The sequence below is a fragment of the Stutzerimonas stutzeri genome, from assembly GCF_002909485.1.
Classification (GTDB): Bacteria; Pseudomonadota; Gammaproteobacteria; order Pseudomonadales; family Pseudomonadaceae; genus Stutzerimonas; species Stutzerimonas stutzeri_AH.
This window is the reverse complement of record NZ_PPXG01000003.1, coordinates 330,585-352,343: the sequence shown is the minus strand read 5'-3', so window position 1 is coordinate 352,343 and position 21,759 is coordinate 330,585. Positions and strand designations below refer to the sequence as shown.

Annotated in this window: 22 protein-coding genes; 11 read left to right on the top strand and 11 right to left on the bottom strand. The window is 62.9% G+C overall.

The window, feature by feature from the left end; all coding sequences use genetic code 11:
• The first annotated feature begins 192 nt into the window (after positions 1-192).
• From CXK91_RS09035 to CXK91_RS09025, 3 genes are read left to right on the top strand one after another with little or no spacing between them, the layout of a single operon-like run.
• Positions 193-1,869, top strand: coding sequence for a carbon starvation CstA family protein (locus CXK91_RS09035; RefSeq protein WP_103455822.1), 1,677 nt, complete (start codon positions 193-195; stop codon positions 1,867-1,869).
• Positions 1,866-2,132: a cory-CC-star protein gene (locus CXK91_RS09030; protein WP_103455821.1), complete on the top strand. Its 267-nt coding sequence runs from the start codon at positions 1,866-1,868 to the stop codon at positions 2,130-2,132. The genes CXK91_RS09035 and CXK91_RS09030 overlap by 4 nt, the downstream gene beginning before the upstream one ends.
• A 4-nt stretch (positions 2,133-2,136) precedes the next feature.
• On the top strand, positions 2,137-3,138 hold the full coding sequence (locus CXK91_RS09025) for an ArsA family ATPase (RefSeq protein WP_103455820.1): 1,002 nt from the start codon (positions 2,137-2,139) through the stop codon (positions 3,136-3,138).
• Here the strand turns inward: CXK91_RS09025 and CXK91_RS09020 are convergent.
• The 3 genes from CXK91_RS09020 to CXK91_RS09010 form a co-directional block, all read right to left on the bottom strand.
• Positions 3,133-3,561 (bottom strand): DUF2628 domain-containing protein, encoded by a 429-nt coding sequence (locus CXK91_RS09020; protein WP_103455819.1) that lies wholly within the window; start codon positions 3,559-3,561, stop codon positions 3,133-3,135. The genes CXK91_RS09025 and CXK91_RS09020 overlap by 6 nt on opposite strands.
• A 137-nt stretch (positions 3,562-3,698) precedes the next feature.
• Positions 3,699-4,352, bottom strand: coding sequence for a dienelactone hydrolase family protein (locus CXK91_RS09015; RefSeq protein ID WP_103455818.1), 654 nt, complete (start codon positions 4,350-4,352; stop codon positions 3,699-3,701).
• On the bottom strand, positions 4,349-5,017 hold the full coding sequence (locus CXK91_RS09010; RefSeq protein ID WP_103455817.1) for a phosphoribosyltransferase: 669 nt from the start codon (positions 5,015-5,017) through the stop codon (positions 4,349-4,351). Before CXK91_RS09010 ends, CXK91_RS09015 begins: the two co-directional genes overlap by 4 nt.
• Positions 5,018-5,306: 289 nt before the next feature.
• On the opposite strand from CXK91_RS09010, the gene CXK91_RS09005 reads away from it, so the two are divergent.
• Both CXK91_RS09005 and CXK91_RS09000 read left to right on the top strand, forming a co-directional pair.
• Positions 5,307-6,389 (top strand): polyamine ABC transporter substrate-binding protein, encoded by a 1,083-nt coding sequence (locus tag CXK91_RS09005; RefSeq protein WP_103455816.1) that lies wholly within the window; start codon positions 5,307-5,309, stop codon positions 6,387-6,389.
• The gene (locus CXK91_RS09000; protein ID WP_103455815.1) at positions 6,376-8,769 is read left to right on the top strand and encodes a putative bifunctional diguanylate cyclase/phosphodiesterase; all 2,394 of its coding nucleotides are present in this window, start codon (positions 6,376-6,378) and stop codon (positions 8,767-8,769) included. The genes CXK91_RS09005 and CXK91_RS09000 overlap by 14 nt, the downstream gene beginning before the upstream one ends.
• Here the strand turns inward: CXK91_RS09000 and CXK91_RS08995 are convergent.
• On the bottom strand, positions 8,766-9,440 hold the full coding sequence (locus CXK91_RS08995; RefSeq protein WP_103455814.1) for a DUF1028 domain-containing protein: 675 nt from the start codon (positions 9,438-9,440) through the stop codon (positions 8,766-8,768). The two genes, CXK91_RS09000 and CXK91_RS08995, sit on opposite strands and share 4 nt — an antisense overlap.
• Positions 9,441-9,843: 403 nt before the next feature.
• Here CXK91_RS08995 and CXK91_RS08990 point away from each other — a divergent pair, with 403 nt between their 5' ends.
• From CXK91_RS08990 to CXK91_RS08980, 3 genes are read left to right on the top strand one after another with little or no spacing between them, the layout of a single operon-like run.
• Entirely contained in the window at positions 9,844-10,515 is a 672-nt protein-coding gene (locus CXK91_RS08990; protein WP_103455813.1) for a CsgG/HfaB family protein, read from the top strand.
• An 18-nt stretch (positions 10,516-10,533) separates the two neighbouring features.
• Positions 10,534-10,893 (top strand): DUF4810 domain-containing protein, encoded by a 360-nt coding sequence (locus CXK91_RS08985; RefSeq protein ID WP_103455812.1) that lies wholly within the window; start codon positions 10,534-10,536, stop codon positions 10,891-10,893.
• Between the two features lie 9 nt (positions 10,894-10,902).
• The gene (locus CXK91_RS08980; RefSeq protein WP_103455811.1) at positions 10,903-11,574 is read left to right on the top strand and encodes a DUF799 domain-containing protein; all 672 of its coding nucleotides are present in this window, start codon (positions 10,903-10,905) and stop codon (positions 11,572-11,574) included.
• Between the two features lie 51 nt (positions 11,575-11,625).
• Here the strand turns inward: CXK91_RS08980 and CXK91_RS08975 are convergent, their stop codons facing one another.
• The 3 genes from CXK91_RS08975 to CXK91_RS08965 form a co-directional block, all read right to left on the bottom strand.
• Positions 11,626-12,084: a DUF1456 family protein gene (locus tag CXK91_RS08975; protein ID WP_103455810.1), complete on the bottom strand. Its 459-nt coding sequence runs from the start codon at positions 12,082-12,084 to the stop codon at positions 11,626-11,628.
• Between the two features lie 65 nt (positions 12,085-12,149).
• Complete coding sequence (locus CXK91_RS08970) at positions 12,150-13,538, bottom strand: sigma-54-dependent transcriptional regulator (RefSeq protein ID WP_103455809.1); 1,389 nt, start codon at positions 13,536-13,538, stop codon at positions 12,150-12,152.
• Complete coding sequence (locus CXK91_RS08965) at positions 13,531-15,012, bottom strand: sensor histidine kinase (protein WP_103455808.1); 1,482 nt, start codon at positions 15,010-15,012, stop codon at positions 13,531-13,533. The genes CXK91_RS08970 and CXK91_RS08965 overlap by 8 nt, the downstream gene beginning before the upstream one ends.
• Before the next feature lie 149 nt (positions 15,013-15,161).
• Here CXK91_RS08965 and CXK91_RS08960 point away from each other — a divergent pair, with 149 nt between their 5' ends.
• On the top strand, positions 15,162-15,554 hold the full coding sequence (locus CXK91_RS08960) for a DUF4168 domain-containing protein (protein WP_003283210.1): 393 nt from the start codon (positions 15,162-15,164) through the stop codon (positions 15,552-15,554).
• A 689-nt stretch (positions 15,555-16,243) separates the two neighbouring features.
• Positions 16,244-17,128: a metallophosphoesterase family protein gene (locus CXK91_RS08955; protein WP_103455807.1), complete on the top strand. Its 885-nt coding sequence runs from the start codon at positions 16,244-16,246 to the stop codon at positions 17,126-17,128.
• 325 nt (positions 17,129-17,453) lie between these two features.
• Here CXK91_RS08955 and CXK91_RS08950 read toward each other — a convergent pair whose 3' ends face one another.
• The gene (locus CXK91_RS08950; RefSeq protein ID WP_103455806.1) at positions 17,454-18,350 is read right to left on the bottom strand and encodes an alpha/beta fold hydrolase; all 897 of its coding nucleotides are present in this window, start codon (positions 18,348-18,350) and stop codon (positions 17,454-17,456) included.
• 142 nt (positions 18,351-18,492) lie between these two features.
• Between CXK91_RS08950 and CXK91_RS22580 the strand changes: the two genes are divergently transcribed.
• Positions 18,493-18,735, top strand: coding sequence for a hypothetical protein (locus CXK91_RS22580; RefSeq protein WP_146048126.1), 243 nt, complete (start codon positions 18,493-18,495; stop codon positions 18,733-18,735).
• A 5-nt stretch (positions 18,736-18,740) separates the two neighbouring features.
• Here the strand turns inward: CXK91_RS22580 and CXK91_RS08945 are convergent, their stop codons facing one another.
• Genes CXK91_RS08945 through CXK91_RS08935 form a run of 3 tightly spaced genes read right to left on the bottom strand, consistent with a single transcriptional unit; the run spans position 18,741 to position 21,594 of the window.
• Positions 18,741-19,466: a substrate-binding periplasmic protein gene (locus tag CXK91_RS08945; RefSeq protein ID WP_103455805.1), complete on the bottom strand. Its 726-nt coding sequence runs from the start codon at positions 19,464-19,466 to the stop codon at positions 18,741-18,743.
• Between the two features lie 20 nt (positions 19,467-19,486).
• The gene (locus tag CXK91_RS08940; RefSeq protein ID WP_103455804.1) at positions 19,487-20,830 is read right to left on the bottom strand and encodes a GGDEF domain-containing protein; all 1,344 of its coding nucleotides are present in this window, start codon (positions 20,828-20,830) and stop codon (positions 19,487-19,489) included.
• A complete protein-coding gene (locus CXK91_RS08935; protein ID WP_103455803.1) occupies positions 20,827-21,594 on the bottom strand; it encodes a substrate-binding periplasmic protein in 768 nt (255 codons plus the stop codon). Before CXK91_RS08935 ends, CXK91_RS08940 begins: the two co-directional genes overlap by 4 nt.
• Positions 21,595-21,759: the final 165 nt, after the last annotated feature.

Sequence of the window (21,759 nt, the reverse complement as noted above, 5' to 3'; positions counted from 1 at the left end):
CGAAATGCCTTGTATCAGCAGATTGCCGCTTGGCTTGGCGCAACGCACGCGCGGTCGGGGCGGCGGAACGTCCGCGTCGCCTGCTGGTCTTTCCTCCCTGAGGCCGCGGCGTGGACGCCCGGTCATAACAATCACCCCATGAGGGCAAAAACAGGGCTGCGCTCCGGCGAGCGGCACGCCGAGGAAACCGAGATGAGTGCAATTGCGTTGTTGCTAGTAGGCCTGGGCGCCATGGGCCTGGGTTACGTCTTCTACTCGAAGTTCATCGCCGAACGGATCTACCGTCTCGATCCCAACTACCGTACGCCGGCGCATACCATGCGCGACGGCGTGGACTACGTCCCCACCAACAAATTCGTGCTCTGGGGTCACCACTTCACCTCCGTGGCTGGCGCGGCGCCCATCGTCGGCCCGGCCATCGCGGTGATCTGGGGCTGGGGGCCGGCCTTTGCATGGGTGGTCTTCGGCACGATATTCTTCGCCGGGGTACACGACCTGGGCGCACTTTGGGCCAGTGCCCGCAGCCGCGGTCAATCGGTCGGCATGCTCAGTGGCCGACTGATTGGCGCGCGCGGGCGCAGCCTGTTCCTGGTGGTGATATTCCTGGTGCTGCTGATGGTCAACGGCGCCTTTGCCGCAGTGATTTCGAACCTGCTGGTGTCTACGCCGACCTCAGTGATTCCGGTGTGGGGCGCAATCATCGTGGCGCTGGTGATCGGCCAGATGATCTACCGCTACAACGTGAAACTGCTGTGGCCTTCGCTAGGCGGAGTGATCGTGCTCTACGCACTGATCCTGCTGGGCAATCAATACCCCGTCGCGCTGCCCGACGAAATCATGGGGCTGTCGGCCAAGTCGATGTGGATCCTGTTGCTGTTCGTCTACGCCGCCATAGCCTCGCTGCTGCCGGTTTGGGTGCTGCTGCAGCCGCGCGATTACATCAACGGTCTGCAACTGTTCGTCGGCCTCGGCCTGCTCTATCTGGCGGTGCTGTTTGGCGCCCCGGAGCTGGTGGCGCCGGCGTTCAACCAGGAGTTGCCGGCCGACACCCCGAGTATCGTGCCGCTGCTGTTCGTCACCATCGCCTGTGGCGCCATCTCAGGCTTTCACGGCCTGGTCGCTTCCGGCACCACCTCCAAGCAGCTGGACAAGGAAACCGACGCCCGCTTCGTCGGCTATTTCGGCGCCATGGGCGAAGGCATGCTCTCGCTGGCGGCGATCATCTGCTGCACCGCCGGCTTCGCCACCCTGACCGACTGGCAACAGGTGTACACCGCTTTCGGCACCGGCGGCGTCACTGCCTTCGTGCAGGGCGGCGGCACGCTGCTGGCCAACGGCCTGGGCCTGCCGGCGGAGCTCGGCGGGACCATCCTCGCGGTGATGGCGATTCTCTTCGCCGGCACCACCATGGACACCGGCCTGCGCCTGCAACGTTTCGTCATCCAGGAAGCCGGGGAGCTGGCCGGAATGAAGGTCAACACGCTGATCGGCACACTGCTCGCCGTCGGTGTTTGCATGGCGCTGGCCTTCGGCGCGGGCGCGGACGGCGCCGGCGGCATGATCATCTGGCCGCTGTTCGGTACCACCAACCAGCTGCTGGCCGGACTGACCCTGGCGGTGATCACCGTAATCCTGATCAAGCTCGGTCGCTCGCCGATCTACACCCTGGTGCCGCTGGTGTTTCTGCTGGCCATGTCGATCTATGCGCTACTGGTGCAGATGGGCCAGTTCTACCGCGCCGAAAATTGGCTGCTGCTGGGCATGGACGTGATCATTCTGATTGCTGCGCTATGGGTCACCCTGGAAGCGGTGATCGCCATGCGCAAAGGCCGCGACCCGGCCGAACAGGCGTTCGAGGCGCAGCCGTGAGCGAGCCGCTGAGCATTCTTGGCAAGGTCTCGGCCGGGTTGCGCGAGTTCTACGTTGCGCCCTATCGCCGGACCTTCGCTCGCGCCCAGCGCGACGAGGACGACCTGTTCATGCTGCTGGTGTTCTCCGAAACCCTGGGCGTACCCAACCCGGCCGCCTGGTACACCCTGGAGCTGATGCCTGCGCTCTACGAGCGTTTCCACGACTGGCACCGGCGCATGGGCATGGAGCGCTCGCCACTGGATCACATCGGATGTTGCTGACGCCATGTTGCTAGAACTGGCCGAACAGCGCCGCGTGCTGTTCTTCGGTGGCAAGGGCGGCGTCGGCAAGACCACCGTCGCCGCTGCTACGGCGCTCGCGCAAGCGCAGGCAGGCCGGCGGGTACTGCTGATTTCCACTGATCCGGCACACAACCTCGGTCACCTCTGGGATCGCCCGGTCGGCCCGCAACAGGTACGCCTGGCACCCGGCCTCGATGGTATGGAGCTGGACCCCGAGCTGACCGTGCGCCAGCACCTCGACGAGGTCGGCGCCGCCCTGCGCAAACTGATGCCGACACACCTGGCCGGCGAGGTCGACAAACACATGGCGCTGTCCCGCGATGCGCCGGGCATGCACGAGGCTGCGCTGCTCGAACGCATCGCCGAGACGGTTGATCAGGGACTGGCCGAATACGACCTGCTGGTATTCGACACCGCGCCGTCCGGGCATACCGCGCGGTTGATGGCATTGCCGGAAATGATGGCCGCCTGGACCGAAGGACTGTTGCGCCGCCAAGAGCGGGGATCGCGCTTCGCCCAGGTGCTGAAGAATCTTGGCCAGAACGACCGCGGTTACGGCGAATCCATCCTTGGCCACGGCAGTGACGACGCCCCGCAAGATCGCGACAGCCGCATTCGCAGCATCCTCGACCGTCGCCGCGAACGCTTCAACCGGCTGCGCGAAGTACTCGGTGATCCCGGCATGTGCGCCTTCGTCATCGTCCTGGCCGCCGAACGCTTGCCAGTGCTGGAGACCATCGAACTGCATGCGCAATTGCAACGGGCCGGCACGCCGGTTGGTGCGCTAGTCGTCAACAAACGCTCGCCGGCCGATGCGGGGACCTTTCTGGCCGAGCGCCACGCCCAGGAAAGCCTGCATCTCGAAACGCTGCGCGATGCACTGGGCCACCTACCGTTGCAGCAACTGCCGTTGCTGGCCAGCGACGTTCAGGGGCACGCAGCATTGCAAGCCTTCGTCAGGCTGCTGGCAACACCAGCCCTATAGCCAGCCGTTGTCGCCCTGAACCTGGATCTTGTAGAAATCGAGGTTGGCACGCATGGCAAACACGCCCGCCACCCCGTACGAAAGGAAGCGAGTGAATTGGCCATATCCCAGCGCCTCGAGTAGCAGATCGATCAGCATGACGGCAGCCAACGCCAGCGCCGTGTAGCTGATCGCCCGGCGCCACATGCCCTTGGCCAGGTAGTACAGCGGCCCGAACAGAAAGGCCAGGATATTGAAACCCATTGCCTGACGCCGCTCGGCTCGCGGCATGCTCTTGAACTGCGGCAGCTTCGGCCCGCCCGCCTTGGCGATCGCGTGAAAACGTCGCTTCCAGGTGTCGGAAACCGGCAGTGCCGCGATACGCGTCTCGGCATCGCCGGCCAGCGGTGCAAGGGGTGGTGCGTAGGGGTTGGTGCTACTCATTAAAACCTCCGTGTCATTTCGAGCGGCCTATCTTCGCGGCCTATGGCCTCCCACGCCAACCCCTGTCCCGAACCCATGTGCCGAACCCGTGGCTCGGTGCACGACTGCGAGCCGCATGCGCAGTAGCGGCTATGCAATCAGCACAGATGACGAAGGAACCAGTCACCGGCCAGCCGCGCCACCTCTTCCAGCGTGCCATGTTCCTCGAACAGGTGCGTCGCGTCCGGCACCACTACCAATTGATGCACGCACTGCAGGCGCGCAGCAGCGGCGCGATTGAGCTCCAGCACCTCCAGATCGCGACTGCCGACGACAAAAAGCGAGGCCGCCTTGACCCGAGCCAGCGACAGGTCGGCCAAATCGACGCGCCCACCTCGAGACACCACGGCCGCGATATCAGCCGGGCGCGAGGCTGCAGTGGTCAACGCAGCAGCAGCACCGGTGCTGGCACCGAACAGGCCAATGCGCAGCTCTCGCAGACGGGCGTCACTGCTCAACTGATCGACCACGCCGCTCAGCCGCTGACTGAGCAGCGGAATGTCGAAGCGCAATTGGCGGGTGATTTCGTCAATGGGTTGTTCGTGTGCCGTAAGCAGATCGAACTGCAAGGTAGCCAGGCCCATGTCATTGAAACAGCGCGCGACGCTCTGGTTGCGCGGGCTGTGTCGGCTGCTGCCACTCCCGTGGACGAACACGACCAGGCCAGTGGCTGCAGACGGCACGCACAGGTCGCCATGCAAACGGGCCTTGCCGAGGGTGAAACGCATCGGTATCGACGAGTGTTGGCTCATGCCAGTTGGTCTCCCTTGCGCCAGGCGCGCTGCAATAGCTCCATCACCTGCCGATCGGACGTTTGATCGAAGTTCTGATACCAGCGGCCGATGGCATACAGATCATGGGGTAGATACAGACAGACGATACGGTCAGCCAGTGGTTCCAGCTGCGCGACGCTATCCGGCGCGGCCACCGGCACTGCCACGGTGATGCTACCGGCGCCCATCTTTCGCACTGCCTGCACCGCGGCGCGCATCGTGGCACCAGTTGCCAGCCCGTCATCCACCAGGATCACTGCCCGCCCCTCAATGGCGGGCAGCGGTCGATCGCTGCGATAGGCCTGCTCGCGACGCAGCAACTCATGGGTTTCCTGGGCGATAGTGCCGTCGATCTCGGCTCTGGAGATGTGGATGTAATGCACGATGTCGTCGTTCATCACCCGTACACCGCCGCTGGCGATGGCACCCATTGCCAGCTCGGGATTGCCCGGCACGCCGAGCTTGCGTACTACGAGTATGTCCAGCTTCAGTCCCAAGCGCTGCGCCACTTCAAATGCCACCGGCACGCCACCGCGTGGCAACGCCAGCACCAGCGCGTCCCGCCAGCTGCCATCCTGCGCCAGCCGTTCGGCCAGCGCTTCACCCGCCTGCACTCGATCGGGGAACGGAATCTTCAGTGTCATGGCCGGCTCCTGAGCGTCAATGCTGACTCCTGGGAGTCTGGCTCAAGAATCGGCCGCCCGTAGCCTGCCTGCGACAAAACAACACCCAATAGGTGCGATCCGCTGATCGGAACCGCGCGAAGCAGACCACAAAGTCATTGCTGCCATCTAACTGGCGCCACTAAAGTGCCACCATTGTCTGCCGATACGCTTCATGCAGCCGCCCCAAGCGAAGCCAATGTGAACAGCGCACAGCGCGATCGAGCAGCCCGCCAACCCGCTCCACGGCCAGCCAGCAGATGGATATCCAATGAATAACAAGAAAACCTTTGCTCCATGGCGTACTCGCGGGGTGCTGTTGATGGCCTTCAGCCTGCTGTTTCCGTCCGGCTCTCTACACGCCGGCGAAGCCCTCACGCTGCTGACTTGGGAGGAATACCTCAGCGAAGCGGTGATCACACGCTGGCAGGCGCAAACCGGTGTCGAGATCAAGCAGATCTATTTCGACAGTGGCGACAAGCGCGACGAAATTCTCGCCAAGCCCGATCACCAGATCGATGTCGCACTGACCGAGCTGATCAGCTCGTCACGCTTCGGGGCTCGCGGGCTGCTGGAACCGTTGGACGGCACGGCATTGCCAGCCCTGCGCCATGTCCCGCAGCGCTGGCAGGAAAGCTGTGGCGCCTACAGCATGCCGTACCTCTGGGGCACGCTGGGCATTGCCTATCGCAGCGACCGTATCGACAGCGCGCCGCAATCCTGGGCCGATCTGCTGCATCCGGTCAGGCCCGATCAGCCGCACATCATCATGATGGAAGATCACGAGGACATCCTCGCCAGCCCGCTTATCCTTCGGCAACACTCGATCAATACCTCGAACAACGATGAGCTAAAGGCCGCTTTCGAGCTGCTCATGGCTCAGTCCAAAGCCGTACTGACCTACGAATATGTGATCACGTCCCTGCGTAGCCAGCGATACCTGGACCAGGCAGACATGGCCCTGGCCTATAGCGGCGACCAACAGGTGCTTAACGAAGTCGAGGGCGTCGAGGGCGAACCCTGGCGCTATGTGGTGCCAAAAGAAGGCACGCTACTCTGGGTCGATTGCCTGTCTGTCGCGAGCAGCAGCAAAAACAAGCCACTCGCCTACCGCTTTCTGGACTTTCTCAACCAGCCGGACATCGCGGCGCTCAACGCAGCCGAGCTGGGCGTCGCCACACCGAACGCCGCCGCGCGGGCGTTGCTGCCCGATGATATCCGCCAGGACCAGACCATCTATCCGCCGGAGGACGTGCTTGCACGCAGCCAGGTCTACGAAATGCGCCCACTGGAAGCCACGCAGACGCGGCGGCGCATCATCAGCGCCCTGATCAACGCCCATGACGCTAGGTAAACGCGCGCTGCTGGTGATCTTTCCGGTCATTCTGATCATCCAGCTCCTTGCCGCGACCACCGCCTACCTGACCCAGCGCTCCTCGCTGCTGGGCCTGGAACAGGCGCGTCTGGAACAACAGCTGTCGGCGCTGAAATCGGCCTACCTGGACTACGAGGCGTTCAACCGCAGCGTGCTCTACTCGCTCATCGATAGCGAAGCACTGTTGATGTTCCTGCGCGAGTCCGACACCACCTTTCGCAACGACACCCTCGGCCTGCGCTTTCAGCAGAGCATTCGCACGCTGTCCAATACCGAACTTTCGTTTGTCTCGTTCGCCGTCGTGCAGCCGGACGGTGAGCCGGCCTACTACTTCGAGAGCAGCCTTTCGCCGTTCGCCTCGATGAACGCAACGCAGCAACGGATCGTCCGTGAGGCCAAGCAATCCTCGGCATCCAGGAAAATGATTTACGACGAACTGGCCGAGGGCGGCCCGCTGCTGCTCGACACCGATTTCATCCTTCCAGCTTCCAGCAGCCGACCACTGCCAAGCCAGCGCAGCGAAGCCTTTGCCGTTCAGCTGGCGGTGCGGCCGGAACGCTTTATCAAGCTCAAGCGCAGTCTCGAGAACGAATACGGCGCCGCCGTCGAGATCGCCACGCGACAGATGCCGGTCGCCCCGGGGCTGTCCGCCGAGATATCCCTGTCGCGGTCGCTGCACGCGCGCCTGACCCCAGCGCCGGAGTACATCGCCGAGCGCCTGCGGACACTCGGCCTGGCGTTTCTTGCCGGCAGCGCATTGATCTGCCTGGTATCCATCGGCCTGCTGCTGTGGCTGATCCGCCGCTATATCACGGGACCCATCAGCCGACTGGACAATCAGCTCACCGATCTGTTGCTGTGCAAACGCGCGGCGCTCGACGAGCCGAGTGACGGCGGCGAAATCGGTCGATTGACGGAGAACATGAAGACGCTGCACGACCGCAACGCCGAAGCGCTGCAACGCATTCAGGAAATCTCCTGGGCCGACAGCCTGACGCAAATCAGCAACCGTGCGCACTTCGGGGTACTGGCCAACGCCATGTATGAACAATGCATTCATAAGCGCAAGCGACTGGCCCTGCTGTTCCTCGATCTGGACAATTTCAAACAGGTCAATGACCAGCACGGTCACGACGCCGGCGACGCGCTGCTGCAGATATTCGCCCAGCGTGCACAGGGCGTACTCAAAGGCCATCAGGCGGATTACCCACAAACAGAAGCGGCTTTCGCTCGGCTGTCGGGTGACGAATTCGCCATTCTGCTGATGACCGATGCCAGCTACGGCGGTCTTGGCTCGCTGTGCGAGGCGTTGTTAGGCCTGTGCCGTGGTGGCTTCCGCCTGGAAGACCGCCTATATCCGGTGAGCGTCAGCATCGGAACCGCCTGCTATCCAGACGACGCGGATTCCGTCACCCAGTTGCTCACCCGTGCCGATACCGCCATGTATCAAGCCAAGGCCGTGGGCAAGAACACAGCGGTGGCGTTTAGCGAAGAACTCGAACAGCGCAACGCGCGGATCCGCCTTGTCGAAGAGCAGCTGCGCGAACTCGATGGCGACGATCAGCTGCGGCTGGTTTATATGCCGGCGCTCGACCGCGACGGTGCAGTCGTCAGCTGCGAAGTCCTGCTGCGCTGGCATTCGCCGCTGCTGGGAACCGTCTCGCCTGGCGAGTTCATACCGATTGCCGAGCGCGCCGGACTGTTTCCGAAGATCGACAGCTGGGTCATCGATCATGCGCTGGCGGACTATCCGAAGCTGGTCCAGCTATTCGGCGAGGGCGTAATCCTGGCGATCAACGTGTCCTCCGCACAACTGGCCGATGACCGCATCTGCCGCTCGCTGATCGAGCGTGCGGCGCACCACGGCGTTGCGCCCGGGCTGATCGAGATCGAGCTGACCGAGACCTACGCCGCCGAACTCTGCAAGGACACCATGGAAGTCGTTCAGGCGATTCGTCAGGCGGGCTTCCGAGTTGCCATCGATGACTTCGGCGTCGGCTACACCTCGATTCAGCAGCTGCTCGAATATCCCGCCGACACCATCAAGCTGGACATGGCCATCATTACCCGGCTGACGCGGCCGGAAATGCAGCAGAGCCTGAGCGCCCTCATCGCGTTCTGCCACGCCCAGGGCAAGCGCGTGAACGCCGAAGGCGTGGATAACATGGAAAAGCAGTCGGCATTGCTGCAAGCCGGCTGCGACCTGTTCCAGGGCTACCTGATCTCGCCGCCGCGCTCACTCAGCGCACTGGAGGACTGGATGGCCGTACGCAACCGTGCCCAGGGTGCGCTGCGTTTGGAGCAATTGCCACAGTCCAGTGTCGCGCCGCTCAGCCCGCACGCGCTCGGTACCGACTAGATAGAATCCTCCTCGGCTGCCCCGGCGGGATTGGCGCGGGTCGACATGGCGAGGATTTCCGGTACGACTTCGCGCTCGAACACATCATGCAGCCGCCGCAGTTCCGCCACCGGATCGCGATGATGGTCCACGCGGATGTCCCATAGCGGATACTCCTCGCGGTCGACGACATACACCGTCGCCGAGGACTCGCCGTGGCGATCACCACCCAGCTCATCGCCGGCAGCTACTGCTTCCATCAAACGCTCCACCAGCGGCAGCTCGGCGGTACGCTGAAACGCCTCGCAGGCCGCCTCCAACACCTCACGCCCCTTGAGCCGATTGCCCTGCACGCAGAACTGCTCACCGGCAATCGAACCGGCCCAGGGCAGACACTGTTCCCCAGTCCAGCAGGCCGTGTGGCCCTGCGTATCGATCACTGCACACTGGCGCTGGCTCATGCAGGGGTCGGTGCGCCGCAACCGCTCGAGCACTTCGGCGGCAGGGCTGAATTCGCGCAGAAAACGCAGGCCGTCGATGCCTAGATAAGGGTTGATCTGCGCCTGGGTCGCCACTGCGCCGACATGGGCCGCCGCGTGGGTCAGCAGCTTGCCCACGGCGGGCATGGCGGTGGCGGCGGCCACGCCGAACTGACCGGTGCGCGGGCAGCGGGCGATGATGGAAAAGGTCATGTATTTGCACTCTGAATTCGTCCGCCATTAGGCCAGCCACCGCGCACAAACGTTCAGCGCAGCCTGTTGCTTGCCATAGCCGGCGGCGCTACGACGAATGACTGTGATGGCCCGCACTGCGCTTCGCACCAGTACTGGCACATTGCCTGACGGATTTGTAGACTCGCCGCCCTCGGTACGCCTGCCAGGAACGGCAGTCGCCGGACAAACGCCCGGGCACGCCTCTGGGCGAAACGTCAGCAAGAGCTAGAAAGACATGGAAGCGTCACTCTCCCCACACCGCCCCGCCAGCACACGGCCGGCCGTCCTGCGCAGGACCAACTGCACCGATATCCCGCAGCAGCCGGAGCACCGAAGCCCGCGGCATGGCGTTCAATCGTCGTTGAAAATGAGAAACACGAATATGAAGAAGCAGCTGATGGCCGCGCCTCTGATCGGCCTGAGTATTTTGTTCAGCGGCTGCGCTACGGAGCAGTCGCGCACCCTGGAAGTCGCCAAGGTCACTTCGGCGCAGAGCGTCTACCATGGCCAGCGCAGCCCGATTGCGGTGGGCAAGTTCGACAACCGTTCGAGCTACATGCGCGGCCTGTTTTCCGATGGTGTCGATCGTCTCGGCGGCCAGGCCAAGACCATCCTGATCACTCACTTGCAGCAGTCGAACCGCTTCAACGTGCTCGACCGCGACAACATGTCCGAGATCGCCCAGGAAAGCGCCATCGCGGCCAAACGCGCAAACCTGCGCGGCGCAGATTTCGTGGTCACCGGCGACGTTACCGAGTTCGGCCGCAAGGAAGTCGGCGACCATCAGCTGTTCGGCATCCTGGGCCGTGGCAAATCACAGATCGCCTACGCCAAGGTCAACCTGAACATCGTCAATGTCAGCACCTCCGAAGTGGTTTATTCGGCACAGGGCGCTGGCGAGTACAGCCTTTCCAACCGTGAAGTCATCGGCTTCGGCGGCACCGCCAGCTATGACTCTACCCTCAATGGCAAGGTCCTGGACCTGGCCATCCGCGAAGCGGTGAACAACCTCGTGACCGGCGTCGACAGCGGCGCATGGCGCCCCGTGCAATAACCCTCAAGGACGAGAACGATGAATACCCATCTGAGAACCGGCGCGCTCGCAGTCGCACTGCTGTCGCTCGCCGCCCTGACCGGCTGTGCCAGCCAACCGAAAACCCTCTACCACTGGGCCGGCTACGAAGAGCAAGTCTATGAGCACTTCAAGAACGAAAAAGGCCCGCAGGAACAGATCGCCGCGCTGGAAGCCAGCCTGCAGCAGGCCCGCGCGCGGGATGTGACCCCCGCACCGGGCTTTCACGCCCACCTCGGCATGCTCTATGCCGAAGTCGGCAAGGGCGATCAGGTTCGCCAGCAGTTTGAAACCGAGAAAACCCTGTTTCCAGAGTCCGCGCCCTACATGGACTTTCTGATGCGCAACTTCGAGAAATAAGAGGCCATGATGCCAAACATCAGTCTGAAAACTCTGTTAGTGCTCGCTGCCCTGAGCGTGCTCGGCGGCTGCGCTACACCGACACCCTATGACTACAGTGCATTCGAGCGGAACAATCCGGCATCGATTCTGGTATTGCCCCCGGTCAACCGCTCACCGGACATCAAGGCCAGCTACAGCGTGCTCTCGCAAGTCAGCTACCCGCTCGCCGAAGCAGGCTATTACGTACTGCCGGTGGCTGTGGTGGACGAGACGTTCAAACAGAACGGCTTGATGAATGCCGACGAGATGCACATGGCCCCGCCAGCCAAGCTTCGCGAAATCTTTGGCGCGGATGCTGCGTTGTATATCGAGGTCACCCGTTACGGCAGCAGCTACAAGGTGCTGACCAGCGAGGTCGCGGTGGAAGCGCACGGCAAGCTCGTCGACCTGCGCAGCGGCGAACTGCTCTGGGAAGGGAAAGCGCTGGCCAGTACGGCAGAAAACCAGAACCAGAACAGCGGAGGCCTGGTGGGCATGCTCATCACCGCAGCCGTCAACCAGATCGTCAACACCCTCAGCGATCGCGGCCATGAGATCGCTGGCATCACCAGCCGTCGCCTGCTGACTGCGGGCGTCCCCAACGGCATTCTCAGCGGGCCCCGCTCGCCGCAGCACCCGAGCCGTCTGGCCAGCCGCTAACCAGGTGTCACGCGGGCGGCTGCGTGGAGAACGCTCAGCCGCCCTTGCAGCTCAGCCCTGACGCAGCGAGAGGCCTTTGAGGAAGTTGCGCAAGAGCTGATCACCGCAGACGCGGTAGTTGCTGTGGCCGGGCTTGCGGAACAGCGCGCCGAGTTCGGATTTCGACAGCTGCAAATCCGCCGCATGCAGGATCGCCTGCAGGTCCTCGTCGCGCAGCTCGAAGGCTACCCGCAGCTTTTTCAGGATCTGGTTGTTGCTGACAGGCAGTTCCAGTGGCGGCACCGGGCGACTGTCGTCCTTGCCCCGCTTGAAATAGATCAACCCGTCGAGAAAACGCGCCATCGCTTCGTCCGGGCACTCCTGATAGCCGTCCTCGTCCTCGCGGGCGAGCCAGGCACGAACTTGCACCTCGTCCACCGTGCATCCACCCAGGGCGGCGATTTCAGCCATCTGTGCGTCACTGGCCTTGAGGGTATAGCGCAGGCTGCGCAGGACGTCGTTGTTGAGCATGTTCTCTCCTTGCTGAGAATGAAGGCCGGCAGTGTGCGCTCTCGGACGCTTCGCGGCGAGTCCGATCAACCGTCTTCGCGCTCGCCCAATCGTCGGTAAAGCGTGCGCCGGCCGATGCCAAGCAAGGCCGCAGCGCGACGCTTATTGCCGTCCACCAGTTTAAGCACATGCTCGATATAGCGCTGCTCCAACTCCTCGAGCGTCGGCAGCAGCGGCCCATCGCTGAGTTGCGCGAGCAGCTCGGCGCCGGCGCTATGGGCGTTGTCATCGCGGTAGTCGGCGATGCGAGTGGGCAGGTGCTCCAGCTCGATGCTGCGCCCGTGGCAGAAGGTCACCGCGCGTTCGATGGCGTTCTGCAACTCACGCACATTGCCGGGGAAGGGATAGCGCCGCAGTTGCGCCAGCACCGCCGGTGCCAGGCCGCGCACCGGCCGCCCGCTGCGCGCGGCGAAATGGGCAACGAAACCGGCCGCCAGTAGCTCGAGGTCCTCCTCGCGATCACGCAGCGGCGGCACCTGCAGGATGAAGGTTTCCAGACGGAAGAACAGGTCTTCGCGAAAGGCCTCACGACCGGCCTCGGTTTCCAGCGGGCGGTTGCTCGCCGCGATGATGCGCACATCCACGGTCAGCTCACGCTCGGCGCCCACCGGACGGATCGTGCCTTCCTGTAGCACACGCAGGAGTTTGGCCTGCAGCGGCAGCGGCATCTCGCCGATCTCGTCGAGAAACAGCGTGCCACCGTCGGCTTGCTGGAAAAGCCCCTTGTGCGCGCGATTGGCGCCAGTGAAGGCGCCAGCGACATGGCCGAAGAATTCGCTTTCGAGTAACTCGGCCGGCAACCCCGCGCAATTGATCGCCAGAAACGGCCGTTTCGCACGTTCACTTTCCGCATGTACGGCACGGGCGACCAGTTCCTTGCCGGTGCCACTCTCGCCAATCACCAGCACCGGCCCTTCGGCGCGCGCGAGCTGGCGGATCTGGTCGAACAAGCCACGCATCACCCGGCTACGGCCAAGCATGCCGTGGAAGCGATCGTCGCTGAGCAGCTGCTGGAAGCGCCGCACCTCGTCGCGCAGGCGTCGCGTCTCCAGCGCGCGGGCCACCGCCAGGGCGAAGTGCTCGAGGTCCAGCGGTTTGGTGAGGAACTCGTCGGCGCCTTCCTTGAGCGCCGCCACCGCCTGCTGGATGCTGCCGAATGCGGTGATCACCAGAAACGCCGGCGCCGCCTGCATGGTCTTGACCCGTCGCAGCAACGCCATGCCATCGGCACCGGGCAGGCGCAGATCGCTGACCACCAGCGCCGGCTCCCAGCTCTCCAGCGAGCCGACCGCTTCTTCTGCGCTGGCCAGCGCACGCACCTGCAGGCCGCGATCTTCCAACTCCTCGACCAGCAACTGGCGCAGACTGTCATCGTCCTCGACCAGCAGGACGCGCTCCTGCGTCACCTCATTCATGCTCGACCTCCTCGTCGATCAATGGCAATGCAATACGGAAGGCCGCGCCCGGCAGGCTGCCGTCGACCAGTTCGATACGTCCACCACACTCGCTGACCACCCCGTGCGCCACCGCCAAACCCAGGCCGCTGCCCTCGCCCACCGGCTTGGTGGTAAAGAATGGCTCGAATAGCGCAGCGCGATTTGCTTCGGCCACACCCGGGCCGTCGTCTTCCACCTGCAGCAGCAGCTCGTCGCCGTCTTGCCACCAGCTCAGCCGCACTTGCCCACCTGGGCTGGCCTGGGCTGCATTGCGCAGAAGATTGGTCAGCGCCTGCTCGAAGCGCGGCGGGTCCACCCGGCAAAACAGCGTTTGCGCCGGTGCCTGCAGCTTCAGTCGAACCTGCAGCGCGGCCAGCTCATCCGCCACCGCCGCGGCTGCCGAATGCGCCAGCACCTCAGCGGGAATCCTGCGCAAGGGCGAACCGGCGGCACGACCGAAATCCAGCAGCTGGCGGACGATGGCACTGAGCCGCGCCACCTGCTGGCGGATCTGCAACAGCGCGCGGCGATGCGTCTCGCTCAGCTCTTCATCGCGCAACACCCGCTGCGCCTTGCCATCGATCACGCTGAGCGGGCTGCCCAGCTCGTGGGCCACGCCGGCTGCCAACCGCCCCACTGCCGCCAGCTGCTGGCTCTGACGCAGGCTCGCCTGAAGCTGCTCTTCGCGGGTCTGCTGCTCGGCCACCTGACGTTCGGCGGCGGCGATGCTGTCGAGCATCTGATTCAACGCGCCAGACAGCACAGTAATTTCCTGCGGCCCGCTACGCGGTGCACGATGCTCGCGCTCGCCGGCCGCGACGCGCTCCATGCTGCGCGCCAGCTGCTGCAAATGCTTGCCCACGGCAGAGCGGTGGCCGAGCAGGATCACCACCAGCGCCACCCCGGCCAGCAAGCCGCCCAGGCCCGCGGCGATCAGGCGCAGGCGGCGGATGTCCTGCTCGAAATCACCCCAGCGTCGGGTCACCTGCAGCAGGCCATTGATCTGACCGCCACTTTCTTCCAGCGGAACGAAGTAGGAATAAACCGGGCGGCCGTTGATGCGTTGATAAGTGCCGGTCAGCTCGCCACCGGCGGTGAGCTGCTGAATCGCCGACTCGTCCTGATCCGGCTCCACCGCGCCGGCATAGGCAGCCAGCTTGCCGTCGCGGTCGTAAACATAGGCGCCATAGACGCGACCGACGCCGAGCACCGATTCGAGCACCTGCTGGAGGGTGCGCTCGTGGTTCTTTTCCAGGCTGGCGCTCAATGGCAGGCGCACAGCTCTGGCGACCAACTCCACCTCAGCCTGCAAGCGCCGCTCGCTATTGCGCTCGACCGTCCAGAGCACCACCGAACTGAAACCGAACATGATCGCCATCAGCGGCACGACGACCTTGAGCAAGAGTGCGCCACGTAAGCTGGATGGGCGCTGCCAGATTGATACATGTGTCATATAGGCACACTACAGATGCCCGACATAGGGGTCCACCCCGCTCCGACGAAACGGGTAAACCTTTAAATAACAATGACTTATGTATTCAAGAGAAAGCTGGCACGGCTGCTGCACTATCCAATGCGTCTTTAACCGAAGCAGGAATGAACATGACCCAGCACAACGCTCGTCTCGCCTTCGCCGGAATCTTTTCACTGTTCCTCGGCCTGGCCGCCCCCCTCGCATCGGCGCAATCAGCCAACCCAGCACCCACCGCCCAGCCGGCGGCCGGCGCACAGGCCCAGCAGTTCGGCGAGGAAAAACTGGAAAGCTTTGCCGAGTCGCTCGGCGAGATCATGGAAATTCGCGAGGAGTTCACCGGCAAGCTGCAGCAGACCGAAGACGCAGACAAGGCCCGCGAGCTTCAGCAGCAAGCCAACGAGAAGATGCTTGGTGTGATCGAGGAAAAAGACATCAGCATCGACGAGTACAACGCCATCAACGAAGCCGTGCAGACCGACCCGGAATTGCGCAACCGTGTGATCGCAATGATGCAGCAGTGATAACACCTGAGGCGCGCGGCACTGCCTGACGCGTCACGCACAAATGGCAGGAAAAGCCCCGCAGAGCTAACGCATGCGGGGCTTTTTTAGTCTGGTAAAAACACCACATGCTGGACGAATCACGCATCCGGCACTGCTATGAAAACCGCCCAAGCGCGACACGGTCCAAATCCATACGCATCCACGCCCAGGTCAATCTAGATCACCCATCTGATCACCAACTACACCAGCCCCCACGATTCCCAAAACAAATCAGATCGCCCTGAGAGCAACGCCCTCCCCCTCCCCCCGCCCAAGCCACCGGCCACAAGCCCCGTCGCAGGGTGGGCTTCAGCCCACCAGCACCCCCGCCACGCCCACAAAGCAGAGCACTGCACAGGGTCAAATAAGCTCAAAACAGCCTCGCCTTCCAGGCAAAAACACCGCATCACGAACCGCTCCCGCAAGCTGTCACCGAAGTGACATCTACCCCCGCTAAGGTCCGCGGCAACTGCAGTGGTCGGCCCCCCCCGCTCGCATCCGCCTCATGCGAACCACAGGCGACCACCACGGGTAGATCAATAACCGTCGCGGCTTCCAGTCCGCTCGTTTGCAGCGCGAATCTTCATGGGGTGACGCCTAGCAAGCACTTGAGTCGACCGAAGCTCACCAATCCCAGCGAATCTGAAAACAAACCAAGCAGGAGCTACATGAACGTCTTTATCCGCCCTAGCGCTTGTCTAGTCGCCCTCTTGCTGATGCTCTCTTCAGCCATCCTTCACGCCGCCCCAACAGCGAGCGCCGAGCCCGTGCTGCGCTTCGCCGTATTAGGTGACGCCGAGCCCAAACCGCTCGCCGAATTCCCAGGGCTAGCCAGCGCTGTAGATCACGTCAACGCGCTGGCTGCAGCGCAACCCATGAATTTCGTAGTAGGTGTCGGCGACATTGCTCACAAGGGCACACAGGTCCAGTACGAAAATGCCAGCCTTGAACTGGAACGCCTCAGTTTGCCGTTCTACCCCATCATGGGTAACGAAGAGCACGGCGCCAGCGTTGCCCGCTTTCTGCAGTACGCCAACCGCTGGAACACCGACAAAGTCCACATCGAGAACGCCCGCTATGTAGTCGAGCAGGAACAGGTTGCGCTGGTATTCGCTTCGCCGGATCACGGCCGCGACTTCGATGACAGCGGCGTGCAGTGGATCGCCGAGCAGATAGATCGGCTACACCCCAAACCGGTTTTCCTGGTGGTGCATGGCGCCCAAGTCGGCGTCTTTCCGGAAAATGCCGACAAAGGCATCACCAACCGTGCCTTTGACGGAATAACCAGCAAAGAAAACCTTGCCGTGATGATCTCCGGTGATCTGCATATGGACATGGACCGCGTCGAGCACTCGAAAAAGATTGGCCACGTGCACTACCTGCACATACCCGCCCTCGAACGCACCAAGATCCCTGACGAAGAACAGCACACGCCCATGTTTCGTGTCGTTTCACTCTATGGCGATGACAAGGTAGTAGTGGATACCTACGAAGCCGGCGCAGGCAACACACCGCTCGAGCGGCACGACTACCGCTTCTCGCTGCGCCGCTGAGCTTGCTCAGCCATGTGATCTCGATAATGCAGTGACACCGTCGCGCAGCCCGCTCGAAGGCTGTGCTGCGAATTGCGGACCAAAGCCCCGTTCGGCTGACGCCAACGGGGCGTTTAGATAACCGAATCCTGAAACCGCACGATTCAAAACGATATCCGACTCGGGCGGCCATCCCCCTGGCCCGTATCTAGCGTTGGTCACCGCCCGTGGAGCCCCTGCCCGCTTCGACCACAAGGCACCTCCCTCGCAGCGCTGCCAGCGGCGTAAAGCCTGAGCCCAGCGCGGTCGCCTCGGTTGCCGAAACGGCCGATAACGCGCTTCCGACTCAACCGCCGCATGCGCCGGACGCAAAGCGCGTGCGAAAGTCGAAGTAGTGTTCAAGCACCCGCTCCGGGGCCTCGGCCTGCGGGTAGTGACCGATGCCCTCCAGCAGCACGGTGTCGGGCGCCGGAATGAGCTCGCGATAGCGGGCGACCATGTGTGCGCCGGAGATCGGATCGGCTGCGCCGTCGATCACTCGCAGCGGCACACTGCAACGCTGCATGGCCGTAACCCAGCGCTCGCGTTGCGCGACCCGCTCCGGCATGTAGCGGATCAGCCGGTGCATCACCGCCGTTCCATCGCTCTCGGCGATCAGTCGCCAGTAATCGTCCAGCTCAGCGTCGCTCGGCTGCGTCTGCGCACCGAATACCCGCCCGAAGGTCGCACCTAGCGAACGTCGCGAGAACAGCCTGCCCAGCAGAAAGCCAAACGGGCCGAGCAGCAGCTTCTGCACCCGTACCGGATGATGGGTTTCAGGGAACAGCCCTCCATTGAGGAACACGCAACTGGCCAACGCGATGCGCCGTTCGCAATGCCGTGCCAGCAGTTCCTGAGCGACGCTGTCGCCATAATCATGGGCCAGCACATGCATCGCGCCGTCGACACTCAGCTCCGCCAGCAGTGCCTGCTGTAGATCGGCCTGCTCGATCAGGCTGTAGGCATGCCCGCGCGGCTTGGCCGAATAACCGAAGCCGAGCATGTCGCAGGCAATCAGCCGGTAACGCGCCGCCAGCGGCTGCCAGACCTTGTGCCAGTCCCAGCTGGCGGTGGGAAAGCCATGGATCAACAGCAGCGGCTCACCTTCGCCGGCCGTCCAGTAGCGGATGCGCTTGCCGCCAAAATCGAACTCGCGAGCGCTGGCGCGCCACGTATCCAGTGGTATGCCGTCGGATCTACTCATTAGCTTTTCTTGTTTTCGTGGAGACGAAGTCAGTCTAGCGGGATGGTATGGCATGACGATTTGCTGCGCCGGCCAGCTTAGTGGCTCCGCGAGTCAGCGAAGACACGTTGGGAGTAAAAAAGGGCAGTGAAAAAGCGAGAAAATGACCGAGAAAGAGGGGCTAGCTCAAATCTTTGTTTCGCATATTAAAAACGCCCGAACCAAACTCACCAAGCGCATCGCGGGCGCCTTAAACTGGGTGCCGGAAGGAATCACTATCAGAATCGGCATGAACTGCGGCTCCGCACTGCCCAGCCTCACCGCCCCATATAAGGTGTCCGTGGCCATGTTTCCTTCAGGTTGCCACGTCTGCTCACTAAGCCGGTTTCTGCGGCGTATAAAGTGATCAGCTCAAGGCTGCCCTGCCATGATCCTCTCGACTTCACCCTCGGCTTGCAGATGCTCGAACGCGGCCTGTGTGCGCAACACGGTGTCGTCATCGGTTTGCGGGCTATACGCCATGTAAAGCTGCGTCGAGGTGTTGGGACTGAAGACTTTCTCGACGCTGGCGGGGTCGACGCCGGCTTCTTCGCACAGCGCGAGCATGTCCTGTTCGGGCATGGGCACCAGCTCGACCTGGCCGTTGAGCAGGCGCTTGAAGTTGTCGCTGTTGTGAGCGGCCACCACGACCTTGGTGAAGCCATTGGCCTGCAGGTACTGGTGGCGAACGTCTTCACGCATCACTCCTACTCGGTAAGCCTTGGCCGACTCCAGGTCCGGTACCAGGATGTCGTCGCGTTCGCGCAGCTTGTAGAAGTGGTATTCGATGCGCATGATCTCGCCAACCCAGCGAAACAACGCCTCGCGCTCGATGGTGCGCGCGATCAGGTAGATCAGCACACCGGGTTCGCTCAGGGCCATGTCATAGGCGCGAGCCCAGGGGTAGAGGCTGATCTGGTAGTCATTCAACCCTGCCCGCTGCAGCGTCGCCTCGACCACTTGGCTGGCCGTGCCCGCCACCCTGCCGTCTTGCAGGTAGCTGTAGGCGGTGTCCTCGGTGACCACACGCAGTGGGCCGGCCTGTGCCGTCATACCGAACAGTCCCAGGGAAAAAGCGATCCAGGCAAACGGGCGCATCGTGCAGTCCTCGCAGGCGGTCAGTCGGAGATGCAGTTGCGCCCGTGGGTCTTGGCCCGATAGAGGGCCTCGTCCGCGCGACGCAGCAGTTGATCGAATTGGTCCATGCTGTCCGGCTCAAGGGTGGCCAGACCGATGCTCAGAGTCACACAGGGCGAGACGGGGGAATCTTCGTGGAGCAATTCCCGCTCGCCCAGACGCTGCTGCAGGCGCACTGCGGCACGTCGCGCGGCCGAGGTATCGACACCAGGCAATAGCACCACGAACTCTTCGCCGCCCAGTCGCGCTACCACTTCCCCAGCACGGGCAAATACGGACTTCAGCGTGTCGGCGACCATTCGCAGGCACTGGTCGCCCTGAGCATGGCCATAGAGGTCGTTGTAACGCTTGAAGAAATCCACATCGCACATGAGCACCGCCAGCGGCTGCGCTTGTCGTAGCGCGCGGCGGAACTCGGCCTCCTTGACCTCATCGAAATGGCGGCGGTTGGCCAGGCCGGTGAGTGGATCGGCGCGTGAAAGCTCTTCGAGCCGCACGTTAGCCGCGCGCAATTCGGCGGTGCGCTCTGCCACGAGTTCAGCCAGCCGATCACGGTGCGCGGCCAGGGCGAGTTCGTCCTGATGCTGGCGTTCGAGATACGCCGATAGCTTGGCTTGCAGACTGTTGACGCCTGACTCCAGCAAGCTCAACTCATCGAGCTGCTTGGGCGAGCGGTGCAGATGCAGACTACGGTCGAGATTATCCGGGGCCAGCCGGGTCAGGTGACGGGCAATGCGTCGCACGTGAACGGTAACCGTGCGGTTGAACATCCACATGATCAGCCCGGCCAGCAGCAGCGACTGAATCACCTGGGTCAGGACGATGTCGTAGACCTCGGCCAGCATGCGCTCCCAGAGCAGTCCCTCATTGCCCTCCAATGAAAGCTCGCCGACCGTTTCGCTGGCGCCAGCGTAGGGCTCGTAAGTCAGGCGCCGCTGCAGCCTGGGTGCCCGATGCTCGATCGGCTGCCGCGCCCGCTGGCGCTCGACGACTTCCGACTCGCGCCCAGCACGGATTATCTCAAGCTCGACGCGACCGATCGGCGCGGCCTCCACGACACTGTCGAGCTGCGTGTGCAAGGCGACGCTGTCCATTTCCCAGATCGCCTTGGCCAGATTGCTGCGAAACACCTGATCGATCAGCACCAGCTCGGCGTTCATTTCCGCCAGATTGCTTTGCCAGGCCGACCACGTCCGCAGCCCCACGGTCACCAGGGTGAACAACAGACAGAAGCCCAGGGTGGCGAGCACCAGACGGCGGCCAAGCGAGCCGGTCTGTCGCTGCGCCTGCGCAGCGGGGTCAGGGCCGGTCGAGTCAGCGTTCATTCCAGCCATTTAGCGGCGATGCTGTCGTAGCGTCCGTCAGCCCGCACGCGTTCCAGCGCCTGACGAAAGCGTTCTACCACCTCATCCGGCGTGTTGTGACTGAATGCCATGCACAGCCCGTTGGCACCGCCGAGGTCGTCCAGACTCAACTGCGGTACCGCTGCTTCATTCGGATCACCGCTGGCCTGCCGCACCAGATAATGAGCATTGAGCTCGTTGGATATCCACAAATCCACTCGCCCGGCCTTGAGCTTCTGGTAGTTGTGCTCGTACTTGTTGCTCGACTGCAGGTTGCGACCGATGGCGAAGCCCTTGTCGATCAGATACTGCTCGCCAACGTCCTCCTTTACGGTGGCGATCTGAAACTGCCGTGCGTCGTCCAGGCTCGTCAGATCGAACTGCTTGCCGGGTAACGAGAAGAGGTACCAGCGCGTCGGAGCGATCACGCCGACCCACTTGAACAACGCCTCACGCTGCGGGGTTCGAGCAATGGAATAGATCAGGACATGTTCGGAGTTGAGCGCGATGTCGTAAGCACGCGCCCATGGCATCGACTGGATGTGAGCCTCTACACCGGCTTCCTGGATAACCGCCTCTACTACCTCGGTGCCCATGCCAGTGAGCTTGCCGTCGACCGTCATGTTGTAAGGGGGCAGTTCTTCGGTGACAACCGTAATTGCGCCCGCGCCAGCCATGGAGCTGCACCCCAGGGAAACGATCAGAGAGAGGAAGGCACTCAGACTTCGGAGCGAGCGTAAGCTCATAGGGCGACCTCGGAGGGGTTGACCAGGCATACAATCAAAATGCTGGCCATCATAGTGCCACTATTTAAATAGGATGATTCATCCCTTTTCGGCGCCCTCCGAACAGACTTGAGCAAGTCAGCCCGCAGATCGGCACACGCCGACCGACGGCGGAGCTAACCTGCG